This is a genomic window from Bartonella sp. CM31XJBT, assembly GCF_028618555.1.
Taxonomy (GTDB): Bacteria; Pseudomonadota; Alphaproteobacteria; order Rhizobiales; family Rhizobiaceae; genus Bartonella.
Window position 1 is genome coordinate 44753 of the sequence record NZ_JAQITD010000007.1, and the last position, 25554, is coordinate 70306.

Sequence of the window (25554 nt, forward strand, 5' to 3'; positions counted from 1 at the left end):
ATTCTTTTTTGTGATTGTTGTATTTTTACTATAGTTATTTAAATCGAATTTATATATGATACGTATCGATATTTATTTATCGAAATAAATATAGGAGAAAAACTATGAATATCAGATATTTTTTCATAGCGGGGGCTATCACAAGTGGTTTAGCTCTCGCGATTCAAAAATCTGATCGTATAGTCAATAAACAGCCCTCTCCTATTGTTGCACCTTATACTATTGAGAAAACAAATTTACAGTTTGTTAAACAAGTAAGGGACACATCGGATACATTGAATATACTGAGAGTCAGTAATAGAAGCGCATCAGAACAAGCATCAATAAACGATATATACGAGAAAGGAAAAAGTTTATTGAATGCAATAGCTAGTTTTTTAGGATCAATTATTATATATTTCATACAACTTGTTTCTACTAGAGTATAAGATACAAAAAGTTCTTAAAGTAAAGTTATATACATTTTGTATATATTGTAAAATTTAAATAAAAAGGCCCTTTTTAAATGGGGCCTTTTTTAGTTTAATTTTTCCTTTGTTTTAGTTTAATTTTTATTGTGTTTTTATTTTTATTGGCCAAATATCACAGCCTTCAAAAATGCCATTTTTTGCCTTCCTCTCCCCTCAAATGACAAAGGCTCTAACCCTTAAAGCTCCCCCCCATAGCGCTTTAATCAATGAGAATCCGCAATCCTTTTATTCTTCTTGTTCTTCCCAAAAATTCCTCTGTTTCAAGAAAATGACCATGCATCCCCTACATCATCGGATTGGCTTACAGATCTCCATGAAGCAGACTGAAAAACACAAAAATACCATATAAATTTTTGTATCAAGATCACCATACTGAAACGTTGTTGCAGCTTAACAAGCGCTGCTTCATTGGCAAGAACAGCTTAAAGACAAAAAACACCTCAAAGGAAAAAGACCCTAACACTGCTCAAAAATGCCATTTTTTGCCTTCCTCTCCCCTCAAATGACAAAGGCTCTAACCCTTAAAGCTCCCCCCATAGCGCTTTAGTCAATGGACCTTTTCCTCATACCGCTTGAATAAGGCACTTGAATAAGCGATAATTTATGAGCATTTTCTAACAAAACAACAGAACAGTCTTAAAGAAGAGAGTAGAATTTATAATTGATTTTTCCCCCTATTCTTGAGGATCAAGCTATTTCCAGTCTATTTTTTAAAATCTTGGCTATTATTCTTGATTTTTCGAGCCCTTTATTTGGCTCTGGTAAGAAAGGTGTGAAAGTGCCTCAATCATGGCGCTTTCACATCTTTTAAATAAGAGTGTTTTCTTCAACAGGAGAGTACAACACTAATCAATTTTTATATCCATAAATGCAGGTTCACCATCTTTAATATAAGTAATATCAGGAGCATGTTTTACCCCCTCTGCTTCAAACACGAACTGTTCATCACTCACATCAAATCCTTGTTCCCTTAATTCTTGTTTTTTCTCCTCGACTAATTTTTTATGAAAAGCACGTTTTTGATTACACGTATTAGGGGATCTCACTCTGAAAAGCTGATAGTCCATGGCTATAGACCACTTCTCAGCAACCCGTTCCAGTAGATCGTAACTGAACTTTCCTTCCCTTTTCACTTCTTGAGCGATCACCATCGCGCGTTCCAAATGGACTTTTTCAATGGTTTCATCAAAGCCAAGCTTCTCCCCTGCCGTAAAACTTTCGTCATAAGAAGCTAAAGTCTCAACATCGCCCAGTAAGGCAAGAGCAGCAAGATGCAGCAAAGCATAAGGTGCGAGCTCTATGTCATCATCCGGTGCCCAAGATAAAGAGTCTTTTTCCCAAGGGGGAATACCATATTGAGAGCGAAACATTTCATGCAAAGAATCATCTTCCATTGTCCATTTTAAAGTTTTATCGAGTGCTTTCTTTAAAAGCTGGACGCTCACTTTTTCTTCAAAAATTTCCAATCCATTGGATACAAAATTCATAAATACCGTTGGCACAACCCCAGAATTATGAGGATTAATCGTCTGACAAGCCGCCGCAAAAATACCGCTCATAATTAAAAGTCCGCGATCAAAAGGCGAAAACTCTTCCACTCGTTGCTCGTTATAAAGAAACTGCACTTCGCGATCTGGTAAAAAGAGGGTTGCCAAATAATCTCCCTTTCCCTCGATTTCCACCGACCATCCCAAGCTTTTTAAAAGCCCTGTTGCACTTTCTATCGTGAGAATTTCATCATCATCATAATCGGCAGAGAACTCTTTTTCCTTTAGTTGCAAACGCCTCTTCTGCACCACGGCTTCATCTTTCCAAAACTGCTGCGTTGCAAGATCATTTTCTTTAAGCACTCTTTCCAGCTCGCCTTTCACTTGGAAATTCATTTTCATCCGTTTAAAGACAGAGATATAAAGAGCTAAAATAAGCATGATAATGATCATGCAAATAACAATCATCACCCAGAATCCGGGATCTAATAGAAATACGGCTATAGGATCACTGTTCATTTTTCCCCTCTCAGTCTTTACAAAGCCCGTGCGACAGAGAGCTTATGTGCTCTCGCACCGAGATTGCTTCTTCTAGTTTCTGAATATTTTTTCGCAACTCACCCGTCACTTTGGTGCGAAGCCGTAACATAACCGGAATAAAAATAATAACACAAACCGTTATGATGTCCGTTGTTTTAAAGAGAACGGCATGCACAACATATTGCCACCCTGTCAGCTGCCAATTCAATACACCTGGTATTTCTAGAACCATTTTCCACATGATAATGAGAACCGCAATAGCAAAGATAATTTTATAATCCTTTGCTGAGAGCAACGCTTGCTGGAGCGAAAAAGAATGCACTCCTTTATGCGTTTCTTGCTCTGATGCCCAATTTTGCTCCTTCATGTATTCCCCTCTCTCTTTGAAAAGACCTGTGCGACAGAGAGCTTATTTGCTATCACACAGAGATTGCCTCTTCTCGTTTCTAGATCTTTTTTCCAATTTACGCATTATGATGATGCAAAACCCAAATACCACCGGAATAAAGAAAAGTACACAGGCCATTATGGTTTGCGTCATAATAAAAATGATAATATTCGTGGTACCTTGCTACCCTCTTACCTTCCTCACATTGCAAACAATAAAGATTTTCAAACCACGCCAATCTGTAAACAATAGTCACAATTCAGCTTTTTCTTCCCAAAAATTCTCCTATTTTCAAGAAAATGACCCTGCAACCCCACTTCAATAGGATTCATTTCAAAGCTTGAATGAACAAGGCTCCTAAAAATACGAAAACAACCCATATATCGCGACCACCTACAAGCAAAACCGTTCCTTCCTCACACCTCAAACGATAAAGTAAGTCCCAAGCACTCACTCTAGGCTCTAAACCCCAAGGGCTCTTATTCCCTTTTATCAATACTAATCCATAATCGGCTTTTCTTTCACTCAATGCCACCCTCAACACTGCTCCTTAGAGCAATGTTTACGGACACCTCATGAAAGAGCACCAAAACATATCAGAAGCAAAATGGTATAGAGAGCAATCCCTATAAAGGCTGAATCTCTCATAATTTCTTCATTATTTTTTCCCTCTCATGACTTCTCAAACGCTGTATCCTGTTCTTGCAAGACGTTTTTCAGTTCTTTTCTTAAACAGCGATACGTTCTCACCTGCTTAAAGACACCATAATAAAGTTCTAAAATCATCATGGGAATACAAGCAACCCACAGTGTCACGAACAGAAGCACGAGACCGAATATTGTAACAAGAATATCACTCCATTTTTCTCTATCGCCTTTTTTATACCAATCCTTTTGATCGGTTATTTTACCCCGTTGCTGATCTATTCCTTTCAATTTCCGAATATTTTTTCTCAACAAAAACCACAATATGATGCCGAGTATCAATATAACTGGGAACAAGACCAAAACACACACTATAATAACTTTCCAAAACGCATACAAAGAGAGAAAAAGAGGTGTATCCCACCACCCTGTCCGTTCTCCATTGCTACCCAAGGATAGGAGAAAGAAAATCCTGTTCCATAGCTCAATGAGGGAGAGGAAACAAATGACAACATGCTCTCGCACAGAAAAATAATCTTTCCCAAAAAAATAGCGCAGTCCATTATAAAATGCTGAATAAAATTCTGACTTTTTCCCCTTCATTGCTCTTCTTTTTTTTTATGAAAAATGCACTTCTTTATCTCATGCCCGCTCTTTTAAGAACCACGAAAAGTGCGATGCATGGCGCTTCCCTTATTTTCAATAAAAACCCCCAACTTTCTAAAAGCGCGGTTACTCTTCCAAATGATTAAGAGCATCCTCCTCATTACAAACAAAAATAGACTCTCTTCTTTGCCTGATGATTTTCCAACCATCCCCTCTTCTCTATGTCACGAGAGCTTCTAAACATTGCCTCTTACCCCTTACGATAGCTACAAAAGCGCCTTGTCACTCTCTTTATCTTACGCGTTTTAGTAGCCGTCTCATTCTACGATACTTTCTCACCTGCTTGAAAACAAAATAGTAAAATTCTAAAATGAGCATGACAACACCCGCAGGAAAAAAGACCTCTAGCAGAAATATCAACCAAAAGTATACGATAAAAAAACTGCTTATTTTTTCTCTATTGTTTTTTACTGGATTATTTTGTTGATCGGTTGTGTAACCCCGTTGCTGGATAACCTCTTCTAACTGCTGAATCTTTTTTTTCAACAAATACGTTAAGATGAGATAAAGCACCAATAAAACAGGCATCAAGGCAACAACAACAACCATGATGACTTCACGCAGCACAAAAAGCGCCAAAAGAGTGCTATCCTGCGATACACTCAACGACCACTTGGCTTCTAATGGGATCAAAAGAGCTTTATAACCTATCCCAATAAGGATAGAAATAAGACAAATAATCATATGATCTTTATAAGAACGAAATGATTTTCCAAAAAAAAGAGAGCACCGTTTGTTATAAAATGTGGAATTTTCCCCCTTCATTTGCTCTTCCCTTTTATGCAACTGTTTGTCCCTAACTTTATAAGGACACGCATAATCTCTCAAAGCACAATTGCATCCATTATCGTCAAACAGAACACCCCAGAAAATACTCGTATTGCATATTTATGTTGCCAATACTTTTGCCAATTCACGTGCTTGTTTTAAAGAAATCTCTCAACACTTCCAAACCAACGCGCATACACCCCATTTCATGAACATCCCCCATGAAAGGGATAACAATAGCGCTCCCATGAATATATCCCCTTACTATAAACTCTATCACTACCATTGTTTCAATAAAAAATGTAATCCGGCACCATTCATATACGCCCCCTGCGGCCTCTACAATAGCCTTACCCTCCCTTGTAATACGCATAATCTCTCAAAGCACCATTGCGTCCATTGTCGTCAAACAGAATACCCAAAGAACACTCGTATTGCATATTCATGTTGCCAATACTTTTGCCAATTCACGTGCTTGTTTTAAAGAAACATCTCTCAACACTTGCAAACCACCGCGCATCACCCCCATTTCATAAACAGCCCCCATGAAGGGGATAACAATAGCGCTCCCATGAATATATCCCCTTACTATAAACTCTATCACTACCATTGTTTCAATAAAAAATGTAATCCGGCACCATTCATATACGCCCCCTGCGGCCTCTACAATAGCCTTACCCTCCCTTGCAACAAGCTACGCCATAACTCGTTCCTCAACACGGACAACCCCATTAGCCTAAGGCTCCTACGACAACCCCACCTCTTGCCCTAAAAACAAGCATATCTAGCTTCTACGATAGCCTTTATCCCTTGAAAAGACAGAAGCATTTTTATTCTTTTCTCAATTGTTTTCGGACCCCCACTTAAGACATGAAAAAAGGAACTTCCATTGATTTGCAAATGATCGCGCAATAAGAGCATTTGAAATGAGAAAATCTTACAACTTTCTTATTCCAATTAAAAAGGATCAATGATCATTCAAAATATGACGATATATTCCATTTTTCATTGGGGATCTTGCAAGCCAATAGCTCAGAATATATTCATCAAAGCGCTTCTAAGACAGAGAGACAGCCGCAATTCTTGAGATCAAGCATTTTAATATTAATGAAAGCACTAACATTCCCTTGCAAGTTTGAGGTGTTGTTTTGTCAACAATCTTGTTAGCATGGATTGATTCTATAACTATGCGATATCAGCACAATTGCTCTTTATAAACAGCATTGATACGCGCCATTTTACTCACACTTCTTTATAAGCCTTGCGTTATAGGCTTGTGGGGAAAAGATAAAGGAGAATCCTGTTGAATATAGCAATTATTTTGGGGTCTGTGCGTCAACCTTCCTTAACAAGAACTTTAGCCAATTATTTAGCGGATTGCCTCATAAAGCGGGGTGCATCACTTCAGTGGGTTGATTTGCGTGAACAGCCCTTGCCGATGACAGATCCCGATTATCATCAGCAGGTAGAGGCTAATCCAAGTGCTGCGGTCCGTGAGTTTGTAAAAACCATTGCAGCGGCTGATGGCGTTATTCTAGCAAGCCCCGTTTATCAAGGGTCTTATTCGGGTGTTTTAAAAAATGCTCTTGATAATTTGAGCTATAATGCCTTTTTAAATAAACCTGTTGGGCTTATCTCTCATGGGAGTACGGCCAAAAAATGCGCACAACCGTGTGAACATTTAGTTCCGGTGGTGCACACGCTTTATGGTTATACACTCCAATGTCAAATCGCCTCTTCCAACGAAGATTTTTCCTCAGATGATGAAGGTCGTACTTGGAAAGTTACAAGTGAAGAGGTACAAACACGTTGTGAAAGACTTGCTGATGAAATGTACACATTTTTAAAGCAAAGAGGTGGGATTTAAAGTAATAAGGGAGGGGGCATGAAAAAAAAGGATGCGCACTATCGTTATTTAGTGGTAGGGGGTACAGGGATGCTAGCCCCTTTGTATCAATCACTAAAGCCGCAAGAAGTGATTATTGCTGCACGCTTTCTTTCCCATAAAGTCCAGCTTGAGGCATTGCACAACAAACAGTTGTGTGTGTCGTTGGATTATGATTGTGCGGCATCAAAGGCGCAATTTTTAGAAGCTGTGAAGCAATGGCATGATCTAAAATATTGCATATTATGGATTCATTCGCCCGCCCATGCATTTTCTTGCGCATTAATTGAGCAGTTAGCTCTTTTACCTAAACCGCCATGTATTCTTCATATTTTTGGTTCCAACACGCATGATCAAATGATCCTCGAGTGCGCGCGCAAAAACAAGGTTGATTTTATCCCCATTCAATTAGGACAAAAAACAACGCCCAAAGGTTTACGATGGCTGACCCATAAGGAGATAAGCCAACAGGTACTGGATGCCATAAAAAAACATATGAATAAACAAAACTTATGAGCAACACCTATGGCTTTGCAAAGAAGCAGTGCCCCTTCAATCTCTATCCATACCCGAACACCCTCTTGAATAGCCCATACTCTCTTACATCATAGGCTTTGAGAACGAACAATCCCCCTCCCTTACGCCTCTAAACAGCATGCCTATATCAACAGCTCCAAAACCAAACGTTTTTCTAACCCTTCTCACACGGGCTTATCCCCCTCTCACAACCCTCACGGCTCTTGAGCAACCACACACCATTTTACAGTTTCACGCTTTTACGATTTTAAAAATTTACAGAAAACAACAAACTTCCGATCAACCGCCCCATTAAAGCCTATACAAGCCTATTACAAACCTATCATCAGCCTATTCATTGCCATCAACCCTTTTCCCCAACGCCCTCCATTACTCCATTCCAATTTTGACGCATTTCACAATCCAACCATCCTCCATTGGCACCTTTTCTCCCCAACCGCCCCACAACCATCACGGCTCTTGAGCAACCACACACCCTTTTACAGTTTCACGTTTTTACGATTTTGCAAATTCACAGAAAACTAGCAAACTGCCGATAAACCGCCCCATTAAAGCCTATCACCAGCCTATTACAAACCTATCACCAGCCTATTCATTGCCATCAACCCTTTTCCCCCAACGCCCTCCATTCCCCCATTCCAATTTTGACGCATTGCACAATCCAACCATCCTCCATTGGCACCTTTTCTCCCCAACCGCCCCACAACCATCACGGCTCTTGAGCAACCACATACCCTTTTACAGTTTCACGCTTTTACGATTTTGCAAATTCACAGAAAACTAGCAAACTGCCGATAAACCGCCCCATTAAAGCCTATACAAGCCTATTACAAACCTATCATCAGCCTATTCATTGCCATCAGCCCTTTTCCCCCAACGCCCTCCATTACCCCATTCCTCCATTACCCCATTCCAATTTTGACGCATTGCACAATCCAACCATCCTCCATTGACACCTCTTCTCCCCAACCGCCCCACAACCATCACGGCTCTTGACCAACCACACACCCTTTTACAGTTTCACGTTTTTACGATTTTGCAAATTCACAGAAAACAAGCAAACTGCCGATAAACCGCCCCATTAAAGCCTATACAAACCTATTACAAACCTACCATCAGCCTATTCATTGCCATCAGCCCTTTTCCCCCAACGCCCTCCATTCCCCCAACGCGCCCTCCATTACCCCATTCCAATTTTGACGCATTGCACAATCCAACCTTTATGCCTCCATTGGCACCTTTTCTCCCCAACCGCCCCACAACCATCACGGCTCTTGAGCAACCACACGCCCTATTACAGTTTCACGTTTTTACGATTTTGCAAATTCACAGAAAACAACAAACTTCCGATCAACCGCCCCATTAAAGCCTATACAAGCCTATTACAAACCTATCACCAGCCTATTCATTGCCATCAACCCTTTTCCCCAGAGATCAGCGTAAAATGAGAAAAACAATCGATGCCCTCCTCCCAAGCCGTGAAGCAATGGCATGCCCAAGCCGTGAAGCAATGGCATGATCTAAAACTTATGCCTCCCCCATGACACGAGCACTACATGCGCTTTTTCAGCGCTGCGTTTAATTGTTTGGTAACCTTGTAATACGAGATCAAACGCTTGATAAAAGAAATATACAGTGCCACAATGGGTATTGTTAAGAAAAAATCAAAAACACCCCCCAGCAGAATGATCAAAATCACCGTCCAAGCTGCCGCCATTTCGTAATGCATTTTATCCCCTTCTCTTTATAAATTGATTGATTGGGTTGCTTCAGTCACTTCTTCCAACTGCTGAATCTTCTTTTTCAATCGATGGGTTAAAATTTCACGAAGGATCACAACAACAGGGATCGTTGCAAAAATACATACCGATAAAAAAAACCAGAAAAGCAAGAGAATGGCAAGATATTCAAATCTGCTCTCATCTACCTCAGCAGCTATCCCTTTAGAGAAAATCACATAGACATAAGCTTTGAAAAACATAATGATGAAAGAGAGGCATGCGTGGAGGATATAATCTTTGCGTGAAAAAGCGAGCCATTTTTTTTAACGAATAGGAACTTATCTGTGTTTCTAGTGCTAAGTTTTGCGGCACTCTCTCTTTTTCTTTTCCGCTTTTTTCAAAGAAACAAAAACGCTGTGGATGTTCTTTCATCAAACGTCTTTGTTTTTTCACTCTGTAATAGAGCCTCAAACGCTTGATTAAAGAATAATAAGGCGCCACAATAATCATATTCACAAAAATGGCAAAAACTGTAACTGCATTTAGAAGAAAATATCCAACCGGCAGAAACAAAATAAAAAACGCGATCTCACCCCTCATGTGTATAACCTCATTGATTAATCTCTTGCTGCTTTATTTTTTTTTTAGTTTTTTCTTTATTTTTTCCAATTTACGCTCTTTAAAACGACAAATGCCCCACAAAATAGGAAGGGGTGTGAGAAGACAAAACCATATCAACACTGGTAAGAGAAAAATAAGAGAACCAATTCCTTCCCATCTTGTCCATTGCAACGGCTGTACCAGAGATTTTGCACCCGCAGAAACTTCTAAAGCCATCATGATAAGGCATGTACAAAACATGATAAAAAAGCGGCACCCTATTATTTTACACCTTCCCACCCCTTTACGCCTTTCCACTGAAGACACCATAAATTTTCTAAATGAAAAGAAAGACTCTTCAAATGTTGCTTTTTTCTCCTGCATTGTTCCCCTCTGCTTTTACGCTTCGCGCTTTTTACGCTCTATTTTTAGGTTTAAGCTCTTTTTAACTTATCTAAACTCTTTATTTTTCTCAATAAATTTTTTCCTCAACCCTAATTTCTACATCCATATATTCTAACTCCCCATCCTTTATGTAAAGAATATGAGGACGATAGTTTTTTCCATCAACTTCACAAATCGCGTCCTTTTCGTAAACAAAATATCCCTGTTGCCTTAATTCTTCTCTTTTTTCCTCGATCAATTTTTCATAAGAATCTCTTCTTCTATTGCACAAATTGGGATCTGTAGCTCTAAAACATTCATAGCTTTCTACCTCCATGGAAAAATCCTTTGCCGCCTGTTGAAGCAAATCGTAACTGGGTTGCTTTGTCTTTTCTACCGCTTGAGCGATCACCATTGCGCGTTCCAGATGCTCCTCTTCGATGCTTGTTTCAAAGCCCAGCTTCTCACCTTCCATAAAGCTTTTCTGATAAGAGTGTAAAGTTTCAACATCGCCCATCAAAGCCAGAGCTGCAAGATAACGCAGGGAATAAGAAGCCAACCGAGGGACCACAGTTTTGTTTTCCCAAGGCAGGATTCTATATTGAGAGTGAAGCATCTTGCCAAGATCAACCTCAGTCATTGCCTTTTCTAAAGCTTTCTCGAGTGCACGACGTAAACATCCAACGCTTACCTTTTCTTCAAAAATTTCCACCCCCTTCACATCAAAACTCAATTCAAGAGCAATCAAGCCTCCAGAATTATAAGGGTCTATCGTTTGGCAAGCCGCCGCATGGATACCAGAAACCACCGCAATTGCACAATCAAATCGCGGATACCCCTTCTCAGCATTATAAAGAAACTGCACTTCACGATCTGGTAAATAATAGGTGGCCAAATGATCCCCTTTTCCCTCAATTTCCACCTTCCACCCCAAACTCTTTAAAAGCGCCGTTGCACTTTCCATCGTTAAGATTTCTTCATCAGAAAGAGAAAACTCTTTTTCCTCAGATAACGGCTTAATCATCGGCGTTTCTCCACTAGACGGCTCAAAAGCGACAGGTTGTTCAAGCACGCGGCTTAATTCTTTTGTCACTTGGCAATACAGTCTCACCCGCTTGAAAGTAGAGTAATACAATGCCCAAATAAACATCACGCACACAGCAGAAAGCAGCGTGAAAAGCGTCAAGCCCACACCCCACGAGAGTACAACAACAATATCCATCATTTTAATATCTATCATTTTCCCTGCCCCTTCATGCGCTGTTTTGTTGAGAAGCGGTTTTTCTCCGCTTCCAGATTGCTTGCTCCAACATATCGATCTTTTCTTTCAACAGAACCGTGAAAATGATACGAACCACAAAGGCAACAGGGATGAACAAAAAAATAAACCATGATATAAGCTGCATGATTAACGAGAGAGCTGCCACGACATCCCCTTCCCACTCCGCCAACTTCCACCCAAGCAACATGGGTACGAAGCGAAGAGCCATTCTTAAAGCTGCCACAATGAAAGCAATACAAAAGATGACTTTATAATTTTTGCGTGTCAGAAACGCTTCTTCAAGCGCAAAAGACCGTAATTCCTCATCCAATGATACATTTTTTCCATTGCCCCTCATTTTTTATCCCTCATTTGTTTCAATTTTCAAGCCATTTTCATGAACCGAAGCTTTCGTCCTCACAATGAATGAGGGTTCATCAATATCAAGCGCTTGTATCCCTCATCTTTTATAAAGACAATATCAAGGGTGCATTTTTTTTCCATCACCTTCAAACATCGCACGAATAGAAGGTCTCTCCTACAACGCATGAGAATATATAAAGACCAGTATTCATTTTCTGCCCTCCCTTCACGCGCTGTTTTGTTGAGAAGCGGTTTTTCTTCGCTGCCAGATTTCTTGATCCAACATATCGATCTTTTTTTTCAACAAACGCGTAAAGATGATACGGACCACAAAGGCAACAGGAATGAGTACAAAAATTAAATCTAATATAACCTGCACGATGCAAAAGAGAACTGTTATAACATCCCCTTCCCACCCCGCCAACTTCCACTCAAGCCACATGAGTAAGAAGAGAAGAGCCGTTCTTAAAGCTGCCACAATGAAAGCAATACAAAAGATGACTTTATAATTTTTGCTTGTCAAAAACGCTTCTTCAAGCGAAAAAGACCGTGGTTCTTTATCCAATGGTGAATTTTTTCCATTGCCCCTCATTTTTTATCCCTCATTTGTTTCAATTTCTAAGCCATTTTCATGAACCGAAGCTTTCGTCCTCACAATGAATGAGAGTTCATCAATATCAAGCGCTTGTATCCTTCATCTTTTATAAAGACAATATCAAGAGTGCATTTTTTTTCCATCACCTTCAAACATCGCACGAATAGAAGGTCTCTCCTACAACGCATGAGAATATATAAAGACCAGTATTCATTTTCTGCCCGCCCTTCACGCGCTGTTTTGTTGGTAAGCGGTTTTTCTTCGCTGCCAGATTTCTTGATCCAACTTATCGATCTTTTTTTTCAACAAACGCGTAAAGATGATACGGACCACAAAGGCAACAGGAATGAGCACAAAAAGAAGCATTGATATAAAACCCAATATTAATGTTAAAATGAACAGGATATAATTCGACCACTCTGTCAAATCCCACTCAAAAAATATAACGAGTGCCACTTTAAAAGCGGTAATAATGAAAGCAATGCAAAAGATGACTTTATAATTTTTGCTTGTCAAAAACGCTTCTTCAAGCGAAAAAGACCGTAACTCTTCATACAATGGTGCATTTTTTCCATTGCCCCTCATTTTTTATCCCTCATTTGTTTCAATTTTCAAGCCATTTTCATGAACCGAAGCTTTCGTCCTCACAATGGATGAGGGTTCATCAATATCAAGCGTTTGTATCCCTCATCTTTTATAAAGACAATATCAGGGGTGCTTTTTTTTCATCAACTTCAAACATCATGTTTTTATTTCCCCACAATATATTCTCTGCTGTCTTAAGGCTTCTCTTTTCTCGTCGATCAAATTTTCATAAAAATATCTTCTTCTATTGCACAAATTTGGGTCTCTGACTCTAAAATTCTAAGTGCTCTTTTTATTTTCAGGAAGATAAGCTGCTTTCCAAAGAAGAAGCAAACGAGTGCAAGAAAATCGTAACGAAGTTGCTTTGTCTTTATGACGATTTGAATCATCAACAACAAAACCGGCCCAAATTGATTTTTTCGATATTTTTTTCAAAGCCAAAACTTTCATCTTCCATAAAGCTTTTATGAGAAAGCTGCCAAATGTTAACATCAGCAAGCAATGTCAAAGCCCCAAGGGTGTGCAAGTAAAGAAGAAGCCACTTGAGAGATAGAACAATTTCCTTTCCCCAAGGTGGTGCCCCCATATTGAAAGCCCAAACACGCGGCCAAGATCACCCTCAGTCCCAGATCAACCTCAGTCATCGCCTTATCTCAAGCTTCCTCAAGCACACGACGTAAACGCCCTACGCTTACCTTTTCCTCAAAAATTTTCAATCTCTTTTCCTTAAAACCCACCCCTTTGCCTCAATGCCTCGTTGTCAATCTGGCACCCCCCCAAAATGATAAAGCCCCAAAATGATAAGGATTAATTATTTGGCAAGCCGCCGCATGAATACCAGCGTCTCTCACAATTCCATAACCAAATTGCACAAAACCTTTTTCATCCAGAGAGAGAGAAACTGTCCTTAGCGGTCTCGTAAATAAATAACGGTCTCGTAAATAAATAGATATCTCTCTTTTCTTTCAATTTCCCCCCTCCACCCCAAGCTCTTTAAAAGCACTATTACACTTTCCATAGAGCAAAACGTCTTGATCAAAAACTTAAGCTTTTGGCGCGTCTTCTCTATGCGTCTTGCCTCTCCACCTGCAAGAAAATGGGCTCTTCTTCCCCAAACACCAGAATATCTTTTGCTTCAAGTATCGATTTTTCGCTCTCAATATCGCTTGGTAAGACAGATTTTTATGCTTGATAAAAGAAAATAAGTTACAAGATTTTCACTCTTTAAGAAAACACCAACAGCAAGTAAAATCCAAGAGCAGCCCCTCTTCACTTTCCCCTTAAAAGCTCACAAGAATCCCCACTCAAGCAAGAATCCCCACTCAAGCAAGAGCACCTCTCAAGCAAAAGCACCTCTCAAGCAAAAGCACCAATTCTTTAAAAAACACGACACAAATATAAAAAAGCATAAAACGAGAAGTACACCCATGCACCTTAATGAACAAGTCAAAAGCAAGGCTCAACAAAAGCCTCTCTTCACTTTTTCCCCTCGCTCATTTTCCCCTCGCTCATTTTCCCCTCGCTCACTTTCCCTCGCTCACTTTCCCTCGCTCACTTTCCCTCGCTCACTTTCCCTCGCTCACTTTCCCTCGCTCACTTTCCCTCGCTCACTTTCCCTCGCTCACTTTCCCTCGCTCATTTTTCTCTCGCTCACTTTCCCTCGCTCACTTTCCCCTCGCTCACTTTCCCTCGCTCATTTTTCTCTCGCTCACTTTCCCTCGCTCATTTTCCCCTCGCTCACTTTCCCCTCGCTCACTTTCCCTTCGCTCACTTTCCCCTCGCTCACATCGTATAATATGACGGGAGCTCCTTTCTGCTCAACCTCTTCTTCTAATTGCCGTATCATTTTGTTCAACTGACGGGTCACGATAAAACGCATAATAAAAACAATCGGTAAGAATAAAAAAGTACAGGCAAGCATCCATGCTAGTGGCTCGAATACGACAAGAGAAACAAAGTCCTCCCCTCTCCATATCTTAACGACAGCAGTTATAACTATTGGAGCAGTCACTATAACCGTAGAAAGATAGAATATTTTTTTATAGTCTTGCCAAACAAGAGAAAGCTGTTTTTTATCAAACATTCTGCTGCTTTTTTATTTTGGGGAGATCTGTTTTAAGGCAATATCGCGTTCACTCAGCACGCATTTCAGTTCCTTTTTCACGCGGCAATACAACCGCGCACGCTTGATAAACAGGTAATAAATGACAACGATTGGCACCCATATTAAAACACTTAAGAGCGTAAAGAACAGGAAAGAAATGGCTATTAATGTTATAAGACTACTCGTCATTTTGTCCCCCTTCCACATTCTGCATACGCATTGCCTGATCGCGTTGTTGTATCGCTTCTTCCAATTGTTGAAGTATTTTGTTCAATTTTCTCGTTAACTTTATGCACATGATCCCAATGATCGGAAAAAAGAGAAGAACCCCTAACCATATAAGGCTCAACAGCTGCATGATAAAGGCAACATTATCATTTTTCCACCATACAAAATTTGCGATAGAGAAAGCAGATTGCAAAACAGAAAAGAGAATAAGGATAAAAAAGATTATTTTACATTCTTTTGAATAAAAAGGCAGAGATTCTTTGAAGTTAAGAAAGCGCATTTTCGCATCAAGGGTCTTATGGGCGAGATTGTGTCTTTTCATTTCTCCCCGATCATTGCGCAATTGTTGTATGGCTTGCTTTTGTTGCGTCGTACTCTTTTTCAAGCCTTGAGCGAGTTTAAAAGATAACCTGATATATTTGATCAACAGGTAAGGAAGCCTAACAATGACCATAACCATTAAAATGGCAATGACGATGCCCCCTAAAAAAGCTAAATGTTGCATCATAATGCTCCCTTTTTTTCCCTATCGTATTGATGTGAAATCATCATTTTTATTCTCTTCTCAAGCAAATGTTTCTAATTCCTTTACTGTTTCTTGCACGCCATACTGAAGGAAACTATGGAGAATTAAAATGACAGGTAAAGAAACAACAATACATGCCCAGACCCAAAACAGCAGTTTCATGACAAAATCAATAATGTGAAGCACTATAGGCGCGTAATTGTGCAAAAAAACCGCAGATTTTGGAAGAAAAGCTGAAAAAACGACAAAACCTGTGCAAAGTGCAACCATAACGAAGGCGATAGAAAAGATCATAAAATAATCTTTTTTTGAGAGAAGCAAAGATTCTTGAAAAGAAAAGGCACGCAACTGTGTTGTAAGAACTGTCCTCTGTCCTCTACCCTCTACCTGATAATGCCCTAAATTCTGCGCTGCACCCTTTTTTAATTTTCGCTGCGTCACCAATAACAAGATTGTCCGTTTTATCAACGAATAATAAAGTGCAACGATTGTCACCACGGTAGAAAGGAATACCATAAAAATTGCAGAACAAATAAAAATTGTCGTCCCTACGGCAGTCAACATTCCAATGATTAAAGAAGCGGTCACTTTCCCCCCTATTGTCTTCTGTTAAGAGATTGGTTGTCTAGCTGTTGCTGCTCTGGCAAGGTTTCCCATTGTAGCATCATTTCCTTCACATCCCGTTTAAATACGGCGTTAAAGACAAAAAAGAGCGGACAAAAACCAAAAAGAACGCCAAAAATCATTTGCGGTAAGAGACATAAAAAAGCCCAAACACTATTCCACCCCGCATCAAGAACATGCTGAATTATAGGATTTTGGAAAGGGTGTTTAAGACTTTCCTGAAGTCTTTCCTGAAGACTTTCTTGTTTCATTTGTCCCAGTGCTTGGAGCTGTTCTTTGGATATAACGTGAAAAAATTCCAAAGGATCCATATAGGCAGACGCGGAAAAAAGCACCAACAAGAGGATAGCCAAACAACAAATGATGATATAATCGCTTGTTGAAAGCATCATCCATTTTTTGAAAGTTGCCGATTGATTCAACACTGGCTGTGATACAAAAGCCTTATCTCCCTTATGGGCAAATTGGTGTTGTGATTTATCTTCGATCATACGGATACTCCCCCACTTCTAAAATTCCCACTCTTCAATATTTGATAGCACGCCACCAGCGCGGTAAATTCGCTTAGCACCCTTCTCAGAGTAATGCAAGCACTATAAATCCCCTCTACGTATTTTATTCATTTGCCCTATACGCGCTTATACATGAAGCACTATACGTGAGGCGCTTACAAGCCAAAACACCCCTTTCCCCAAGGTGGTGCCCCCATATTGAAAGCCAAGCACGCTGCCAAGATCACCCTCAGTCCCAGATCAACCTCAGTCATTGCCTCATCTAAAGCTTCCTCAAGCACACGACGTAAACGCCCTACGCTTACCTTTTCCTCAAAAATTTTCAATCTCTTTTCCTTAAAACCCACCCCTTTGCCTCAATGCCTCGTTGTCAATCTGGCCCCCCCAAAATGATAAAGCCCCAAAATGATAAGGATTAATTATTTGGCAAGCCGCCGCATGAATACCAGCGTCTCTCACAATTCCATAACCAAATTGCACAAAACCTTTTTCATCCAGAGAGAGAGAGAAACTGTCCTTAGCGGTCTCGTAAATAAATAGATGTCCCTCTTTTCTTTCAATTTTCCCCCTCCACCCCAAGCTCTTTAAAAGCACTATTACACTTTCCATGGAGCAAAACGTCTTGATCAAAAACTTAAAGCTTTTGGCGCGTCTTCTTTATGCGTCTTACCTCTCCACCTGCAAAAAAATGGGCTCTTCTTCCCCAAACACCAGAATATCTTTTGCTTTAAGTATAGATTTTTCGCTCTCAATATCGCTTGGTAAAACACATTTTTATGCTTGATAAAAAGACAATAAGTTACAAGATTTTCTCTCTTTAAGAAAACACCAACAGCAAGTAAAATCCAAGAGCAGCCCCTCTTCACTTTCCCCTTAAAAGCTCACAAGAATCCCACTCAAACAAAAGTACCACTCAAGCAAGAGCACCTCTCAAGCAAAAGCACCAATTCTTTAAAAAACACGACACAAATATAAAAAAGCATAAAACGAGAAGTACACCCATGCACCTTAATGAACAAGTCAAAAGCAAGGCTCAACAAAAGCCTCTCTTCACTTTTTCCCCTCGCTCACTTTCCCTCGCTCACTTTCCCCTCGCTCACATCGTATAATATGACGGGAGCTCCTTTCTGCTCAACCTCTTCTTCTAATTGCCGTATCATTTTGTTCAACTGACGGGTCACGATAAAACGCATAATAAAAACAATCGGTAAGAATAAAAAAACACAGGCAAGCATCCATGCTAGTGGCTCGAATACGACAAGAGAAACAAAGTCCTGCCCTCTCCATATTTTAACGACAACAGTTATAACTATTGGAGCAGTCGCCATGACCGTAGAAAGATAGAATATTTTTTTATAGTCTTGCCAAACAAGAGAAAGCTGTTTTTTATCAAACATTCTGCTGCTTTTTTATTTTTGGGAGATCTGTTTTAAGGCAATATCGCGTTCATTCAGCACGCATTTCAGTTCCTTTTTCACGCGACAATAAAGCCTCGCACGCTTGATAAACAAGTAACAAATTGTCCAAACTGGCACCCACAATAAAATATTTACGATCATATATAACAGGAAAGAAATGGCTATTAATGTTATAAGACTACCCGTCATTTTATCCTCCACGCCCATTCTGCATACGAATTGCCTGATCGCGTTGTTTTATTGCTTCTTCCAATTGTGGAAGTATTTTGTTCAATTTTCTTGTTAACTTTATGCACATCACCCAAATGATCGGAAAAAAGAAAAGAAATCCAATCCATAGAGAAGCGTTCAACAGTGACATGATCCCGCTGATCATATCACTCTTCCACCATACCAAATTTGCGATAGAGCAAGCAGCCCGCAAAACAGAAAAGAGGACAAAGATAAAAAAGATTATTTTACATTCTTTTGAAGAAAGAGGCAGAGATTCTTTGAAGTTAAGAAAGCGCATTTTCGCATCAAGGGTCTTATGCACAAGATTGTGTCTTTTCATTTCTCCCTGATCATTGCGCAATTGTTGTATGGCTTGTTTTTGTTGCATCGTACTCTTTTTCAAGTCTTGAGCGATTTTAAAAGATAACCTCATATGCTTGATCAACAGGTAAGGAAGCCTGACCATAACTATAGCCATTAAAATGGCAATGATGGTGATCCCTAAAACAGCCAAACATTTTATAACAATAGTCACTTTTCCCCCCTATCGCATTGATATGAAATCATCATTTTTATCCTCTGCTCAAACAAATGTTTCTAACCTCTTCATTGTTTTTTCCACGCCATACTGAAGGAAACTATGGAGAATTAAAATGACAGGTAAAAAAACAATAATCCATAGCCAGAACCACAACAGCAGCTGCATGACAAACATGCCAACCGTAAACAATAGAACCATATAACCGTGTAAAACAATCGCAGATTTTATAAGAAAAGAAAAAAAAGCTATCAAACCTGTAAGAGATACAATCACAATGAAGGCTAGAAAAAAGATGATAAAATAATCTTTTCTTGAAAGTTCCAAAGATTCTTTAAAAGAAAGGGGGCTTAATTCTATTGCACAAACTGTATTCTGTCCTTTCCCTCCTGCCTGATTATGCCCCAAATTCTGCGCTGCACCCTTTTTTAATTTGCGCCGCATCCAAAACAACAATATTGTCCGTTTTATCAACGAATAATAAAGTGCAAAGATTGTCATGACGGTAGAAAACAGTATCATGATCTCCCCGAGAAACATGAAAGCACCCAACCCTCCTGTGATCAACATTCCAAAACTCCTTACAAAAGAATTAGCCTCTCGTTTCCCTATTGTGTTCTGTTGAGAGATTGGTTGTCTAACTGTTGCTGCTCTGGCAATGTATCCCACAGCTTCATCATTTCCTTGACATCCCGTTTAGAGATGGCGTTAAAGACAAAAAAGAATGGAAAGAACAGCACAAGACAAAACCAAATCATTTGCGGTAAGAAACATAAACAAGCCCAAACACCATTCCATCCTACGTTACGCAAAAACAAGACAGCAGGATTATTTTCAAAAGGCTGTTTCAAAATCTCCTTAGTCATTTTTCGAAGATCTCCTTGTTCCATTTTCTCCAGTGCTTGAAACTGTTCTTTAGATATAATGTGAAAAAACTCCAAAGGGCTCATATAGACAGTCGCGGCAAAAAGCACCAACAAGGGGATAGCCCAACACAAAATGATGACGTAATCTCTTCTTGAGAGAGCCGTCCATTTTTTAAAAACTGCAGACTGATTCACCCCTGGCTGTGATGCAAAAGCCGTATTTCTCTCATGGATAGATTGGTGTTGTGATTTATCTTCGATCATATGGATATTTTCTCACTTCTAAAATGCCCACTCACTCTTTGAAAACATGCAACCAGAAAAACCGATTTATCGAGCACTCTTTTCACCATGAAACCCGTGCTATAGGACTTTTTAAGTCTATTTTTTTAAATTCCCTATACGCGACAACATACAATCTCTCAGGCTTACAAGCACAAACGCTATTGTGTCTCCTTATCTATGACCCACACCTTAAAAGACAATGTTTCACAAAACTCAACAAGCAAAAATATTCAATCTAAAAAATATATGATGTGTAAAATTTTACTAATAACATACTGATTTATAACAATTTATTATTTAGCACCTTAAATGAGAACCCTAAATAGCATAGGATTGTCTTATTCCAAACCTGTTCCATATTGGGCCAATCCAAACCATGTCTCTTGCGCGTTACAAGCAGAAAGAGCCATATAGAGTAAAATATTAAGAAAGGATGATAAATGCCTCTAAGGAAGCGTCTCAAATGCCAAGGGCTGTCGCAAAAATGAGAGCTGGCAAAATGTGTGATGCTATGGACTTTCTTCTTTACAAGCGTAAAAATGGAAGTTTTCAATAGATTTTATAGTATTCAAACTTTATATGGATTTCATTGGGGGACTTTATCGTTATACCCTTCATGAGCACCCTTGCGAAATGGTCAAAAGAAAGCCCTAAGACATGGCTCTTTAAAAAGCAACACAACACAAAGTCGAACAAGCAACCGATTATCCAGTATGAAAAGCGCGCGACAAACAACCTTAATCCTCATTTGAAAGCTTCTTAATTAAAAAGGCTTCATTAAAGATGAAATATCTCACAGCCCCCACATTTATAAAGCCCCTACATTCATCAAGGCATCTCCCATAAAAGCATCTTTTTATAAAGGCATTTTCTTCTTATAAAAACAGCTTCTTTCGATAATGCATCCTTTCCTTTAAACGACATCCCCTCGTCTTATGATGAGATCCATTAAAACGGAAAATTTTATACTCTATAAAGGATACTTATAAAGGAAATACCAAACCAAATAGCGAGATCATTCACAGTTTATTTTAAGCCGATAAACGATATTTTATTTGAAAACATAGAGCATCTTATGCTATTATAATAGGATACGGAGGTTTGCTTTTTGCCGCTCTCTGCCACTCAAAAGAAGACAACATATCTCTTATAAAGGATAAAAATATGCTTAACAGCGTGATGTATATCAAATATCTTGGGAAAGCGCCCACCAACAAAAAAATAAGAGAACCCAAATAACAAGCTCCCAACTTAAGAAAACAATGACTTTTCAAAGGTGGAATTGAAAAGTTTCCACAAAGCGCTCGTGAAAAAAGAGACAAATAATCCCATTAGAAAAAACTTCCCATTAGAAAGACGATGACATGCCCTTGAAACACCATTCTTATTTTTTCATTCACATTTGACAAAAATTTTCCTTCAATCTCTCAAGAACAGTTAAGAAATATTTAAAAAGCAAATAATTCGCTATCCATGAAAAAATAAGCATGACAGGGGCGGAAGATAAGACTGATAGGGATAAGATAAAAAAGATGATTTTTTCGCCCCACACCGTTGCTTTTCTTTGCATTTAAAACGCCTTTAGTATCGTTTGTTTTTTGATCTGCAACGGCTGATATTTCCCAGTATTTGCTCACTCCCCCCCCCCAGTATTTTCCTCCTTTTAAGTATTTTCTCCCTCTTAAGTATTTTCCCCCTCTTAAGTATTTGCTCCCCCCAATATTTGCGCCAAGTGCTTTTTACATCACTGTCCCCCATCAACAGACAGTTTCTTTTTCATTCAAATGGTTAAGTTCATGAAAATACGTAAAAAACGCGGTAGACCGAAAATAACAGGAAAGCGAGAGCCCAAAGGCCGTATTTCACGTGCCCAAAGCTCCAGCGAATCTGCGCTTCAATCTGCGATTGAAATGCGTGCAAAACACTTTGGTTTAAGCCTCGAAGAAGCGAAAAATCCGCTTGTTGGGACCTATATTGGGCGTCTTTGTTTGCTTGGCTATAAAGAGGCTTCATCAGGCATCAGTAAAGAGCAATATGACACGGCACAACAATACTTGCAAATTAGAAACGACTATTTATGTGCAAAAGGTTTACCAAACGGTTATTACGATGGTTTTACACACAGCGCATCAGATGAGAAAGCAAAAAAGCAATGGGTCCAAAGAGCAACGGAACACTATGAAGATATGCAAGAAGCGATTAAAGAAGCACAATATCTACATCGTCAACACAACTTTCATGCGGCATTACACTATCTTGTTATAGAAGATCAACCGCTGCCTAATCTTGTTGGTTCGTTGCGTATTATTCTTGATGCCCTTTATAAACATTTTGACAGTTCTACCCCAAAGAGCCTTTGCTAAAACACCCATTGTTTCTTCTCCTTCACACAGGATAAAGATTCTCCCCCTCCTTTTATAACATGCCTCTTTATAACCAGCTCCTTTATAAAGTCCCCTTTTGGCAGAGTGCACTTGAGATCCACTGAGCTTGCCCTTTCATAGAATTTCATGGAATTAACAAGCTTAAAGCGCACAACAAACAAGCTTTAAAATATCCACCACGCCCTTAAAAAAATACTTCAACCTGTCAAAGAGACTTAACCTTAATCTACCCATGGCCTCACTTAACCATGCCTCAAAGGACAATAATTCACGGCATATTCACGGCATGGGCAGGATAAATATTTTGCCCCTCTTTAAAACAGCAACATTCTCCCCTCTACCCCCATTGTAACAAACCACCCTCATCATAAACTTCGCCCAATATCGCGACATCCTTAGCTTTTAAGACAATTCATTATCGTCATTTTACGTCTTTTCTTGTACAATTCTATATGGCTTTCCTGATCTTATGACGGACAAACGCTATGGCTTTTATTTCAGCATAATCTGGGTTTCTCATTCAAAATAAATAATGATAAAATATCCACTATAAATCAATAGCTTATCATTAAAACAACCCATAGTTTCTTTACACAATTAAAAGCATCATCCCTTAAAGGAAAGAAAAAGCCCCTACCAACAATCTCCTCCCTCATCAACAACTGCACCGATAACCCTCCACCCATCACACCACCGCTAATACGACAGCCAGCACAACCCCAATCGCCCCCACAAATCGCCAACACCTAAAGCTTTGCCCCGCAACACCATCCAACCACCACCTTCCCAATTTCATCAATAAAATACCACGGATTTCAAAACCACAATTCTCCCTTCATCTTGTCCACGCCTTTCTCAAAGGAGAAAATGTTTTTTGCCACATCAAAAACTTTTCCATTAAAACAAGATATTTTGCTGCATAGCTAATGAATGAGCTTTTTTCTGTAGATTTTTTTCCACGATAAAAAAGGAAAAATAATCGTTTTGCGGTTGACAGAATATGAAAAATCGTATTTAATGACAGGTGCGGTAAGGGGTTTTCTGCGTCCAGATTTCATCATAAAATTTTCGCATTATTATAGACTATTATAAGTTATTATAGACTGTTATAAACAGTGTGTTTCGCGACAATGTTTAAAACTTTACGGTTTGAAGGTATCTTTCGTCTTTTTCTGACTGTTTTCTTTTGCATCACCCAATTTGCATCACCAACAGCCCCATAATTTTGAGATTTTCAAAACAAGCCGTATTCACTACGGGCTCCCAACAGAACGCCCTAATAATCCCCCCATAAAATACCAATATCATACATCACAGCAATGATGAGCAATACACGCATAAAAATATGAAAACGGCATCATTATGCTCTCATCGCCTCACCTTTCAAGATGCAAAGGCTTTTTTTCAAAACATTGTTTAGCCAGAATTGAAGAAGATAATATCACCTATCGATCATCAGCATGGAGGCTAAGATTATGAAGCCACAAGATTCTCCCCCACCTCATTCCTCACAAACACCAGAAGGCGCAAGCGCACCTGAAGGGGCGCATGCAAATGCATCATTAGACACTCTTGCTGCACATTTAGAACGGCTTAACATCGAAAAAATAAAAAACACTCCTTTCAACCGTGCCGAGTTAAAAGATATTGTTGCTGGTTTAGAACAACATAATGCCGATGGCAGTTGGATCAAAAATTATTATGACATTTTAGATCTTTACATGATGCCAGCCTTGGTAGATCAAGCAAATCGTAAATATCCAGAGATGAATCTTAAACTTGCAATGACACCTGACGACTTTGCACTCTCACTAAAAGAAACGCTCGAAAAGGGCATAAAATCTTCTAGGCTGATCGTTAACGCAAAAGATAGGGGAATTCATTTTGCTGTCATTGATCATCAAACCATAGGGGACAAGACATCTCTGATATTTTTAGAACCTACCTCACTGCGTGACACACTCCCCGCCTTACTGGCATTAAGAACGCGACAATCCATTGAACATCACCAATTGCCTAACATTCATTTTACCACGGCAGAAATGGATATTCAGCGAAGCTCTTCTGAATGTGGGATGTTCAGCTTAAGCCTTGCCAAAAAGCTTCATCTTGAATCTGATAAATTAGCAAGATTGCACAAAGATAATGTTAAGGGTGCATTATGTGAACAAAATTCATCTTTATCTGCTGAAAAGTTAGATTCCTATCTTCCAACCACTTTTTATAAACACACACAAGGAAGAAGACGTCTAGAACACTATTTAAAAGCCAATCCGGATGCTGAACATGAAACAGTAAACAAAAAAGGTGAAACCCTGAGGGAGAGATTTGAAAAAAACTTAAGAACAACAGAAGGAAAAACTGTTTCTGTTTCCTCCCACCAAAAAAGGCTCACTGAATACAAATCTTTATCGATGTAATTGAGGCTTTTTCCATATTCCTATTCATCAAAGAACGAAGAGAGGCTGCTTTACAGCTAAGATTTCTCTAAGCAAACCAGCTTTTGCGCTCATAAAACAAAAATAGCAAACAACTTTCCTCTTAAAGAAAAAGCACCATTGTCCTATAAAAACCATCCCCTCTTAAAATTGTATCAAAATTCCAAAGCTCTTGTTAGCCCAAAGCTCTTTGTAATAATGAGACTATTTGGATAAGCAAAACGCTTGATACATAAAATATTTAATGCTTTCGTCTTCAGTAAAAGCATATGTCTTGTTTTTCTGAGAGTATCCACTTCGTATCTCAAACACCCCCACATCAATGCCATACGACCAAACAACCGCAATAGACCACACTTATCGTGCATCAACCAAACAACCGCCCGCACGAAGAAAGCTCCATCAAAAACACCAAGACAAGGTCTTAAAATCAACAACCTCTCTTAACGGAAAACGCCTGCCCAACCATTACCCCTCTTTGCCCAACCATTACCCCTCTTGCCCAACCATTATCCCTCTTTGC

General features: G+C 39.3%; 36 protein-coding genes. 6 read left to right on the forward strand and 30 right to left on the reverse strand.

Features of this window, described 5'->3' with window-relative positions; translation table 11 throughout:
• The first annotated feature begins 104 nt into the window (after window positions 1-104).
• Window positions 105-428 (forward strand): hypothetical protein, encoded by a 324-nt coding sequence (locus PVV63_RS04640; protein WP_273790865.1) that lies wholly within the window; start codon window positions 105-107, stop codon window positions 426-428.
• An 887-nt stretch (window positions 429-1315) separates the two neighbouring features.
• On the opposite strand, the gene PVV63_RS04645 is transcribed toward PVV63_RS04640, so the two are convergent.
• The 7 genes from PVV63_RS04645 to PVV63_RS04675 form a co-directional block, all read right to left on the reverse strand.
• Window positions 1316-2476, reverse strand: coding sequence for a DUF6990 domain-containing protein (locus tag PVV63_RS04645; protein WP_273790866.1), 1161 nt, complete (start codon window positions 2474-2476; stop codon window positions 1316-1318).
• Between the two features lie 10 nt (window positions 2477-2486).
• Window positions 2487-2864 carry a hypothetical protein gene (locus PVV63_RS04650; protein WP_273790867.1) on the reverse strand — a complete coding sequence of 126 codons (378 nt, stop codon included), beginning with the start codon at window positions 2862-2864 and terminating at the stop codon, window positions 2487-2489.
• Between the two features lie 349 nt (window positions 2865-3213).
• On the reverse strand, window positions 3214-3420 hold the full coding sequence (locus PVV63_RS04655) for a hypothetical protein (protein WP_273790868.1): 207 nt from the start codon (window positions 3418-3420) through the stop codon (window positions 3214-3216).
• A gap of 137 nt (window positions 3421-3557) precedes the next feature.
• Entirely contained in the window at window positions 3558-3842 is a 285-nt protein-coding gene (locus tag PVV63_RS04660) for a hypothetical protein (RefSeq protein ID WP_273790869.1), read from the reverse strand.
• Window positions 3843-4427: 585 nt separating this feature from the next.
• Window positions 4428-4961, reverse strand: coding sequence for a hypothetical protein (locus PVV63_RS04665; RefSeq protein WP_273790870.1), 534 nt, complete (start codon window positions 4959-4961; stop codon window positions 4428-4430).
• 148 nt (window positions 4962-5109) lie between these two features.
• Complete coding sequence (locus tag PVV63_RS04670) at window positions 5110-5337, reverse strand: hypothetical protein (RefSeq protein ID WP_273790871.1); 228 nt, start codon at window positions 5335-5337, stop codon at window positions 5110-5112.
• Window positions 5338-5406: 69 nt separating this feature from the next.
• Entirely contained in the window at window positions 5407-5568 is a 162-nt protein-coding gene (locus PVV63_RS04675) for a hypothetical protein (RefSeq protein ID WP_273790872.1), read from the reverse strand.
• 699 nt (window positions 5569-6267) lie between these two features.
• Here PVV63_RS04675 and PVV63_RS04680 point away from each other — a divergent pair.
• Complete coding sequence (locus tag PVV63_RS04680) at window positions 6268-6831, forward strand: NADPH-dependent FMN reductase (protein WP_273790873.1); 564 nt, start codon at window positions 6268-6270, stop codon at window positions 6829-6831.
• Between the two features lie 18 nt (window positions 6832-6849).
• Window positions 6850-7365 (forward strand): short-chain dehydrogenase, encoded by a 516-nt coding sequence (locus PVV63_RS04685; RefSeq protein ID WP_273790874.1) that lies wholly within the window; start codon window positions 6850-6852, stop codon window positions 7363-7365.
• 590 nt (window positions 7366-7955) lie between these two features.
• Here the strand turns inward: PVV63_RS04685 and PVV63_RS04690 are convergent.
• From PVV63_RS04690 to PVV63_RS04740, 11 genes are all read right to left on the reverse strand, one after another.
• The gene (locus PVV63_RS04690; RefSeq protein ID WP_273790875.1) at window positions 7956-8096 is read right to left on the reverse strand and encodes a hypothetical protein; all 141 of its coding nucleotides are present in this window, start codon (window positions 8094-8096) and stop codon (window positions 7956-7958) included.
• Window positions 8097-8232: 136 nt separating this feature from the next.
• Window positions 8233-8370, reverse strand: a complete 138-nt coding sequence (locus PVV63_RS04695; RefSeq protein ID WP_273790876.1) for a hypothetical protein — start codon at window positions 8368-8370, stop codon at window positions 8233-8235.
• 117 nt (window positions 8371-8487) lie between these two features.
• A complete protein-coding gene (locus PVV63_RS04700) occupies window positions 8488-8652 on the reverse strand; it encodes a hypothetical protein (protein WP_273790877.1) in 165 nt (54 codons plus the stop codon).
• Window positions 8653-8938: 286 nt separating this feature from the next.
• A complete protein-coding gene (locus PVV63_RS04705) occupies window positions 8939-9115 on the reverse strand; it encodes a hypothetical protein (RefSeq protein WP_273790878.1) in 177 nt (58 codons plus the stop codon).
• Window positions 9116-9130: 15 nt separating this feature from the next.
• The gene (locus tag PVV63_RS04710; protein ID WP_273790879.1) at window positions 9131-9343 is read right to left on the reverse strand and encodes a hypothetical protein; all 213 of its coding nucleotides are present in this window, start codon (window positions 9341-9343) and stop codon (window positions 9131-9133) included.
• A 397-nt stretch (window positions 9344-9740) separates the two neighbouring features.
• Entirely contained in the window at window positions 9741-10091 is a 351-nt protein-coding gene (locus PVV63_RS04715; RefSeq protein WP_273790880.1) for a hypothetical protein, read from the reverse strand.
• An 88-nt stretch (window positions 10092-10179) separates the two neighbouring features.
• Complete coding sequence (locus PVV63_RS04720) at window positions 10180-11331, reverse strand: DUF6990 domain-containing protein (RefSeq protein WP_273790881.1); 1152 nt, start codon at window positions 11329-11331, stop codon at window positions 10180-10182.
• Window positions 11332-11344: 13 nt separating this feature from the next.
• Window positions 11345-11710 carry a hypothetical protein gene (locus PVV63_RS04725; RefSeq protein WP_273790882.1) on the reverse strand — a complete coding sequence of 122 codons (366 nt, stop codon included), beginning with the start codon at window positions 11708-11710 and terminating at the stop codon, window positions 11345-11347.
• A 231-nt stretch (window positions 11711-11941) separates the two neighbouring features.
• Window positions 11942-12307, reverse strand: coding sequence for a hypothetical protein (locus PVV63_RS04730; RefSeq protein WP_273790883.1), 366 nt, complete (start codon window positions 12305-12307; stop codon window positions 11942-11944).
• A 231-nt stretch (window positions 12308-12538) separates the two neighbouring features.
• Window positions 12539-12895, reverse strand: a complete 357-nt coding sequence (locus PVV63_RS04735; protein WP_273790884.1) for a hypothetical protein — start codon at window positions 12893-12895, stop codon at window positions 12539-12541.
• A gap of 388 nt (window positions 12896-13283) precedes the next feature.
• The gene (locus PVV63_RS04740) at window positions 13284-13481 is read right to left on the reverse strand and encodes a hypothetical protein (RefSeq protein ID WP_273790885.1); all 198 of its coding nucleotides are present in this window, start codon (window positions 13479-13481) and stop codon (window positions 13284-13286) included.
• Window positions 13482-13926: 445 nt separating this feature from the next.
• Between PVV63_RS04740 and PVV63_RS04745 the strand changes: the two genes are divergently transcribed.
• Window positions 13927-14100 (forward strand): hypothetical protein, encoded by a 174-nt coding sequence (locus tag PVV63_RS04745; protein ID WP_273790886.1) that lies wholly within the window; start codon window positions 13927-13929, stop codon window positions 14098-14100.
• A gap of 503 nt (window positions 14101-14603) precedes the next feature.
• On the opposite strand, the gene PVV63_RS04750 is transcribed toward PVV63_RS04745, so the two are convergent.
• The 11 genes from PVV63_RS04750 to PVV63_RS04800 all read right to left on the reverse strand — a co-directional run bounded on the left by PVV63_RS04750 (window position 14604) and on the right by PVV63_RS04800 (window position 21846).
• Window positions 14604-14978, reverse strand: coding sequence for a hypothetical protein (locus PVV63_RS04750; RefSeq protein WP_273790887.1), 375 nt, complete (start codon window positions 14976-14978; stop codon window positions 14604-14606).
• 199 nt (window positions 14979-15177) lie between these two features.
• Entirely contained in the window at window positions 15178-15735 is a 558-nt protein-coding gene (locus tag PVV63_RS04755; protein ID WP_273790888.1) for a hypothetical protein, read from the reverse strand.
• A 57-nt stretch (window positions 15736-15792) separates the two neighbouring features.
• Window positions 15793-16341: a hypothetical protein gene (locus tag PVV63_RS04760; protein WP_273790889.1), complete on the reverse strand. Its 549-nt coding sequence runs from the start codon at window positions 16339-16341 to the stop codon at window positions 15793-15795.
• A gap of 8 nt (window positions 16342-16349) precedes the next feature.
• On the reverse strand, window positions 16350-16868 hold the full coding sequence (locus PVV63_RS04765) for a hypothetical protein (RefSeq protein ID WP_273790890.1): 519 nt from the start codon (window positions 16866-16868) through the stop codon (window positions 16350-16352).
• A 176-nt stretch (window positions 16869-17044) separates the two neighbouring features.
• Window positions 17045-17215: a hypothetical protein gene (locus tag PVV63_RS04770; RefSeq protein WP_273790891.1), complete on the reverse strand. Its 171-nt coding sequence runs from the start codon at window positions 17213-17215 to the stop codon at window positions 17045-17047.
• Between the two features lie 10 nt (window positions 17216-17225).
• Window positions 17226-17498 carry a hypothetical protein gene (locus tag PVV63_RS04775; RefSeq protein ID WP_273790892.1) on the reverse strand — a complete coding sequence of 91 codons (273 nt, stop codon included), beginning with the start codon at window positions 17496-17498 and terminating at the stop codon, window positions 17226-17228.
• A 458-nt stretch (window positions 17499-17956) separates the two neighbouring features.
• Window positions 17957-18286 (reverse strand): hypothetical protein, encoded by a 330-nt coding sequence (locus tag PVV63_RS04780; protein WP_273790893.1) that lies wholly within the window; start codon window positions 18284-18286, stop codon window positions 17957-17959.
• Between the two features lie 211 nt (window positions 18287-18497).
• On the reverse strand, window positions 18498-19055 hold the full coding sequence (locus tag PVV63_RS04785; protein ID WP_273790894.1) for a hypothetical protein: 558 nt from the start codon (window positions 19053-19055) through the stop codon (window positions 18498-18500).
• A 48-nt stretch (window positions 19056-19103) separates the two neighbouring features.
• Window positions 19104-19628: a hypothetical protein gene (locus PVV63_RS04790; protein WP_273790895.1), complete on the reverse strand. Its 525-nt coding sequence runs from the start codon at window positions 19626-19628 to the stop codon at window positions 19104-19106.
• 38 nt (window positions 19629-19666) lie between these two features.
• Entirely contained in the window at window positions 19667-20188 is a 522-nt protein-coding gene (locus PVV63_RS04795; protein ID WP_273790896.1) for a hypothetical protein, read from the reverse strand.
• Window positions 20189-21657: 1469 nt separating this feature from the next.
• Window positions 21658-21846 carry a hypothetical protein gene (locus tag PVV63_RS04800; RefSeq protein WP_273790897.1) on the reverse strand — a complete coding sequence of 63 codons (189 nt, stop codon included), beginning with the start codon at window positions 21844-21846 and terminating at the stop codon, window positions 21658-21660.
• A 159-nt stretch (window positions 21847-22005) separates the two neighbouring features.
• Here PVV63_RS04800 and PVV63_RS04805 point away from each other — a divergent pair, with 159 nt between their 5' ends.
• Window positions 22006-22572 carry a hypothetical protein gene (locus PVV63_RS04805; protein ID WP_273790898.1) on the forward strand — a complete coding sequence of 189 codons (567 nt, stop codon included), beginning with the start codon at window positions 22006-22008 and terminating at the stop codon, window positions 22570-22572.
• A 1496-nt stretch (window positions 22573-24068) separates the two neighbouring features.
• Complete coding sequence (locus PVV63_RS04810; RefSeq protein ID WP_273790899.1) at window positions 24069-25013, forward strand: YopJ/AvrA family T3SS effector serine/threonine acetyltransferase; 945 nt, start codon at window positions 24069-24071, stop codon at window positions 25011-25013.
• A gap of 173 nt (window positions 25014-25186) precedes the next feature.
• Here the strand turns inward: PVV63_RS04810 and PVV63_RS04815 are convergent, their stop codons facing one another.
• Window positions 25187-25465, reverse strand: coding sequence for a hypothetical protein (locus PVV63_RS04815; RefSeq protein WP_273790900.1), 279 nt, complete (start codon window positions 25463-25465; stop codon window positions 25187-25189).
• Window positions 25466-25554 lie beyond the last annotated feature (89 nt).

Coding starts and splice junctions, on each gene's coding strand:
- PVV63_RS04730 (WP_273790883.1), bottom strand. CDS start 12,307: ATGAGGGGCAATGGAAAAAATTCACCATTGGATAAAGAACCACGGTCT.
- PVV63_RS04735 (WP_273790884.1), bottom strand. CDS start 12,895: ATGAGGGGCAATGGAAAAAATGCACCATTGTATGAAGAGTTACGGTCT.
- PVV63_RS04700 (WP_273790877.1), bottom strand. CDS start 8,652: ATGGTTGTGGGGCGGTTGGGGAGAAAAGGTGCCAATGGAGGCATAAAG.
- PVV63_RS04640 (WP_273790865.1), top strand. CDS start 105: ATGAATATCAGATATTTTTTCATAGCGGGGGCTATCACAAGTGGTTTA.
- PVV63_RS04670 (WP_273790871.1), bottom strand. CDS start 5,337: ATGCGTATTACAAGGGAGGGTAAGGCTATTGTAGAGGCCGCAGGGGGC.
- PVV63_RS04805 (WP_273790898.1), top strand. CDS start 22,006: ATGAAAATACGTAAAAAACGCGGTAGACCGAAAATAACAGGAAAGCGA.
- PVV63_RS04750 (WP_273790887.1), bottom strand. CDS start 14,978: ATGTTTGATAAAAAACAGCTTTCTCTTGTTTGGCAAGACTATAAAAAA.
- PVV63_RS04720 (WP_273790881.1), bottom strand. CDS start 11,331: ATGATAGATATTAAAATGATGGATATTGTTGTTGTACTCTCGTGGGGT.
- PVV63_RS04775 (WP_273790892.1), bottom strand. CDS start 17,498: ATGGAAAGTGTAATAGTGCTTTTAAAGAGCTTGGGGTGGAGGGGGAAA.
- PVV63_RS04725 (WP_273790882.1), bottom strand. CDS start 11,710: ATGAGGGGCAATGGAAAAAATGTATCATTGGATGAGGAATTACGGTCT.
- PVV63_RS04695 (WP_273790876.1), bottom strand. CDS start 8,370: ATGGTTGTGGGGCGGTTGGGGAGAAGAGGTGTCAATGGAGGATGGTTG.
- PVV63_RS04705 (WP_273790878.1), bottom strand. CDS start 9,115: ATGCATTACGAAATGGCGGCAGCTTGGACGGTGATTTTGATCATTCTG.
- PVV63_RS04795 (WP_273790896.1), bottom strand. CDS start 20,188: ATGATCGAAGATAAATCACAACACCAATCTATCCATGAGAGAAATACG.
- PVV63_RS04690 (WP_273790875.1), bottom strand. CDS start 8,096: ATGGTTGTGGGGCGGTTGGGGAGAAAAGGTGCCAATGGAGGATGGTTG.
- PVV63_RS04740 (WP_273790885.1), bottom strand. CDS start 13,481: ATGGGGGCACCACCTTGGGGAAAGGAAATTGTTCTATCTCTCAAGTGG.
- PVV63_RS04685 (WP_273790874.1), top strand. CDS start 6,850: ATGAAAAAAAAGGATGCGCACTATCGTTATTTAGTGGTAGGGGGTACA.
- PVV63_RS04790 (WP_273790895.1), bottom strand. CDS start 19,628: ATGTTGATCACAGGAGGGTTGGGTGCTTTCATGTTTCTCGGGGAGATC.
- PVV63_RS04715 (WP_273790880.1), bottom strand. CDS start 10,091: ATGCAGGAGAAAAAAGCAACATTTGAAGAGTCTTTCTTTTCATTTAGA.
- PVV63_RS04780 (WP_273790893.1), bottom strand. CDS start 18,286: ATGTTTGATAAAAAACAGCTTTCTCTTGTTTGGCAAGACTATAAAAAA.
- PVV63_RS04665 (WP_273790870.1), bottom strand. CDS start 4,961: ATGAAGGGGGAAAATTCCACATTTTATAACAAACGGTGCTCTCTTTTT.
- PVV63_RS04765 (WP_273790890.1), bottom strand. CDS start 16,868: ATGATCGAAGATAAATCACAACACCAATTTGCCCATAAGGGAGATAAG.
- PVV63_RS04650 (WP_273790867.1), bottom strand. CDS start 2,864: ATGAAGGAGCAAAATTGGGCATCAGAGCAAGAAACGCATAAAGGAGTG.
- PVV63_RS04755 (WP_273790888.1), bottom strand. CDS start 15,735: ATGATGCAACATTTAGCTTTTTTAGGGGGCATCGTCATTGCCATTTTA.
- PVV63_RS04645 (WP_273790866.1), bottom strand. CDS start 2,476: ATGAACAGTGATCCTATAGCCGTATTTCTATTAGATCCCGGATTCTGG.
- PVV63_RS04810 (WP_273790899.1), top strand. CDS start 24,069: ATGAAGCCACAAGATTCTCCCCCACCTCATTCCTCACAAACACCAGAA.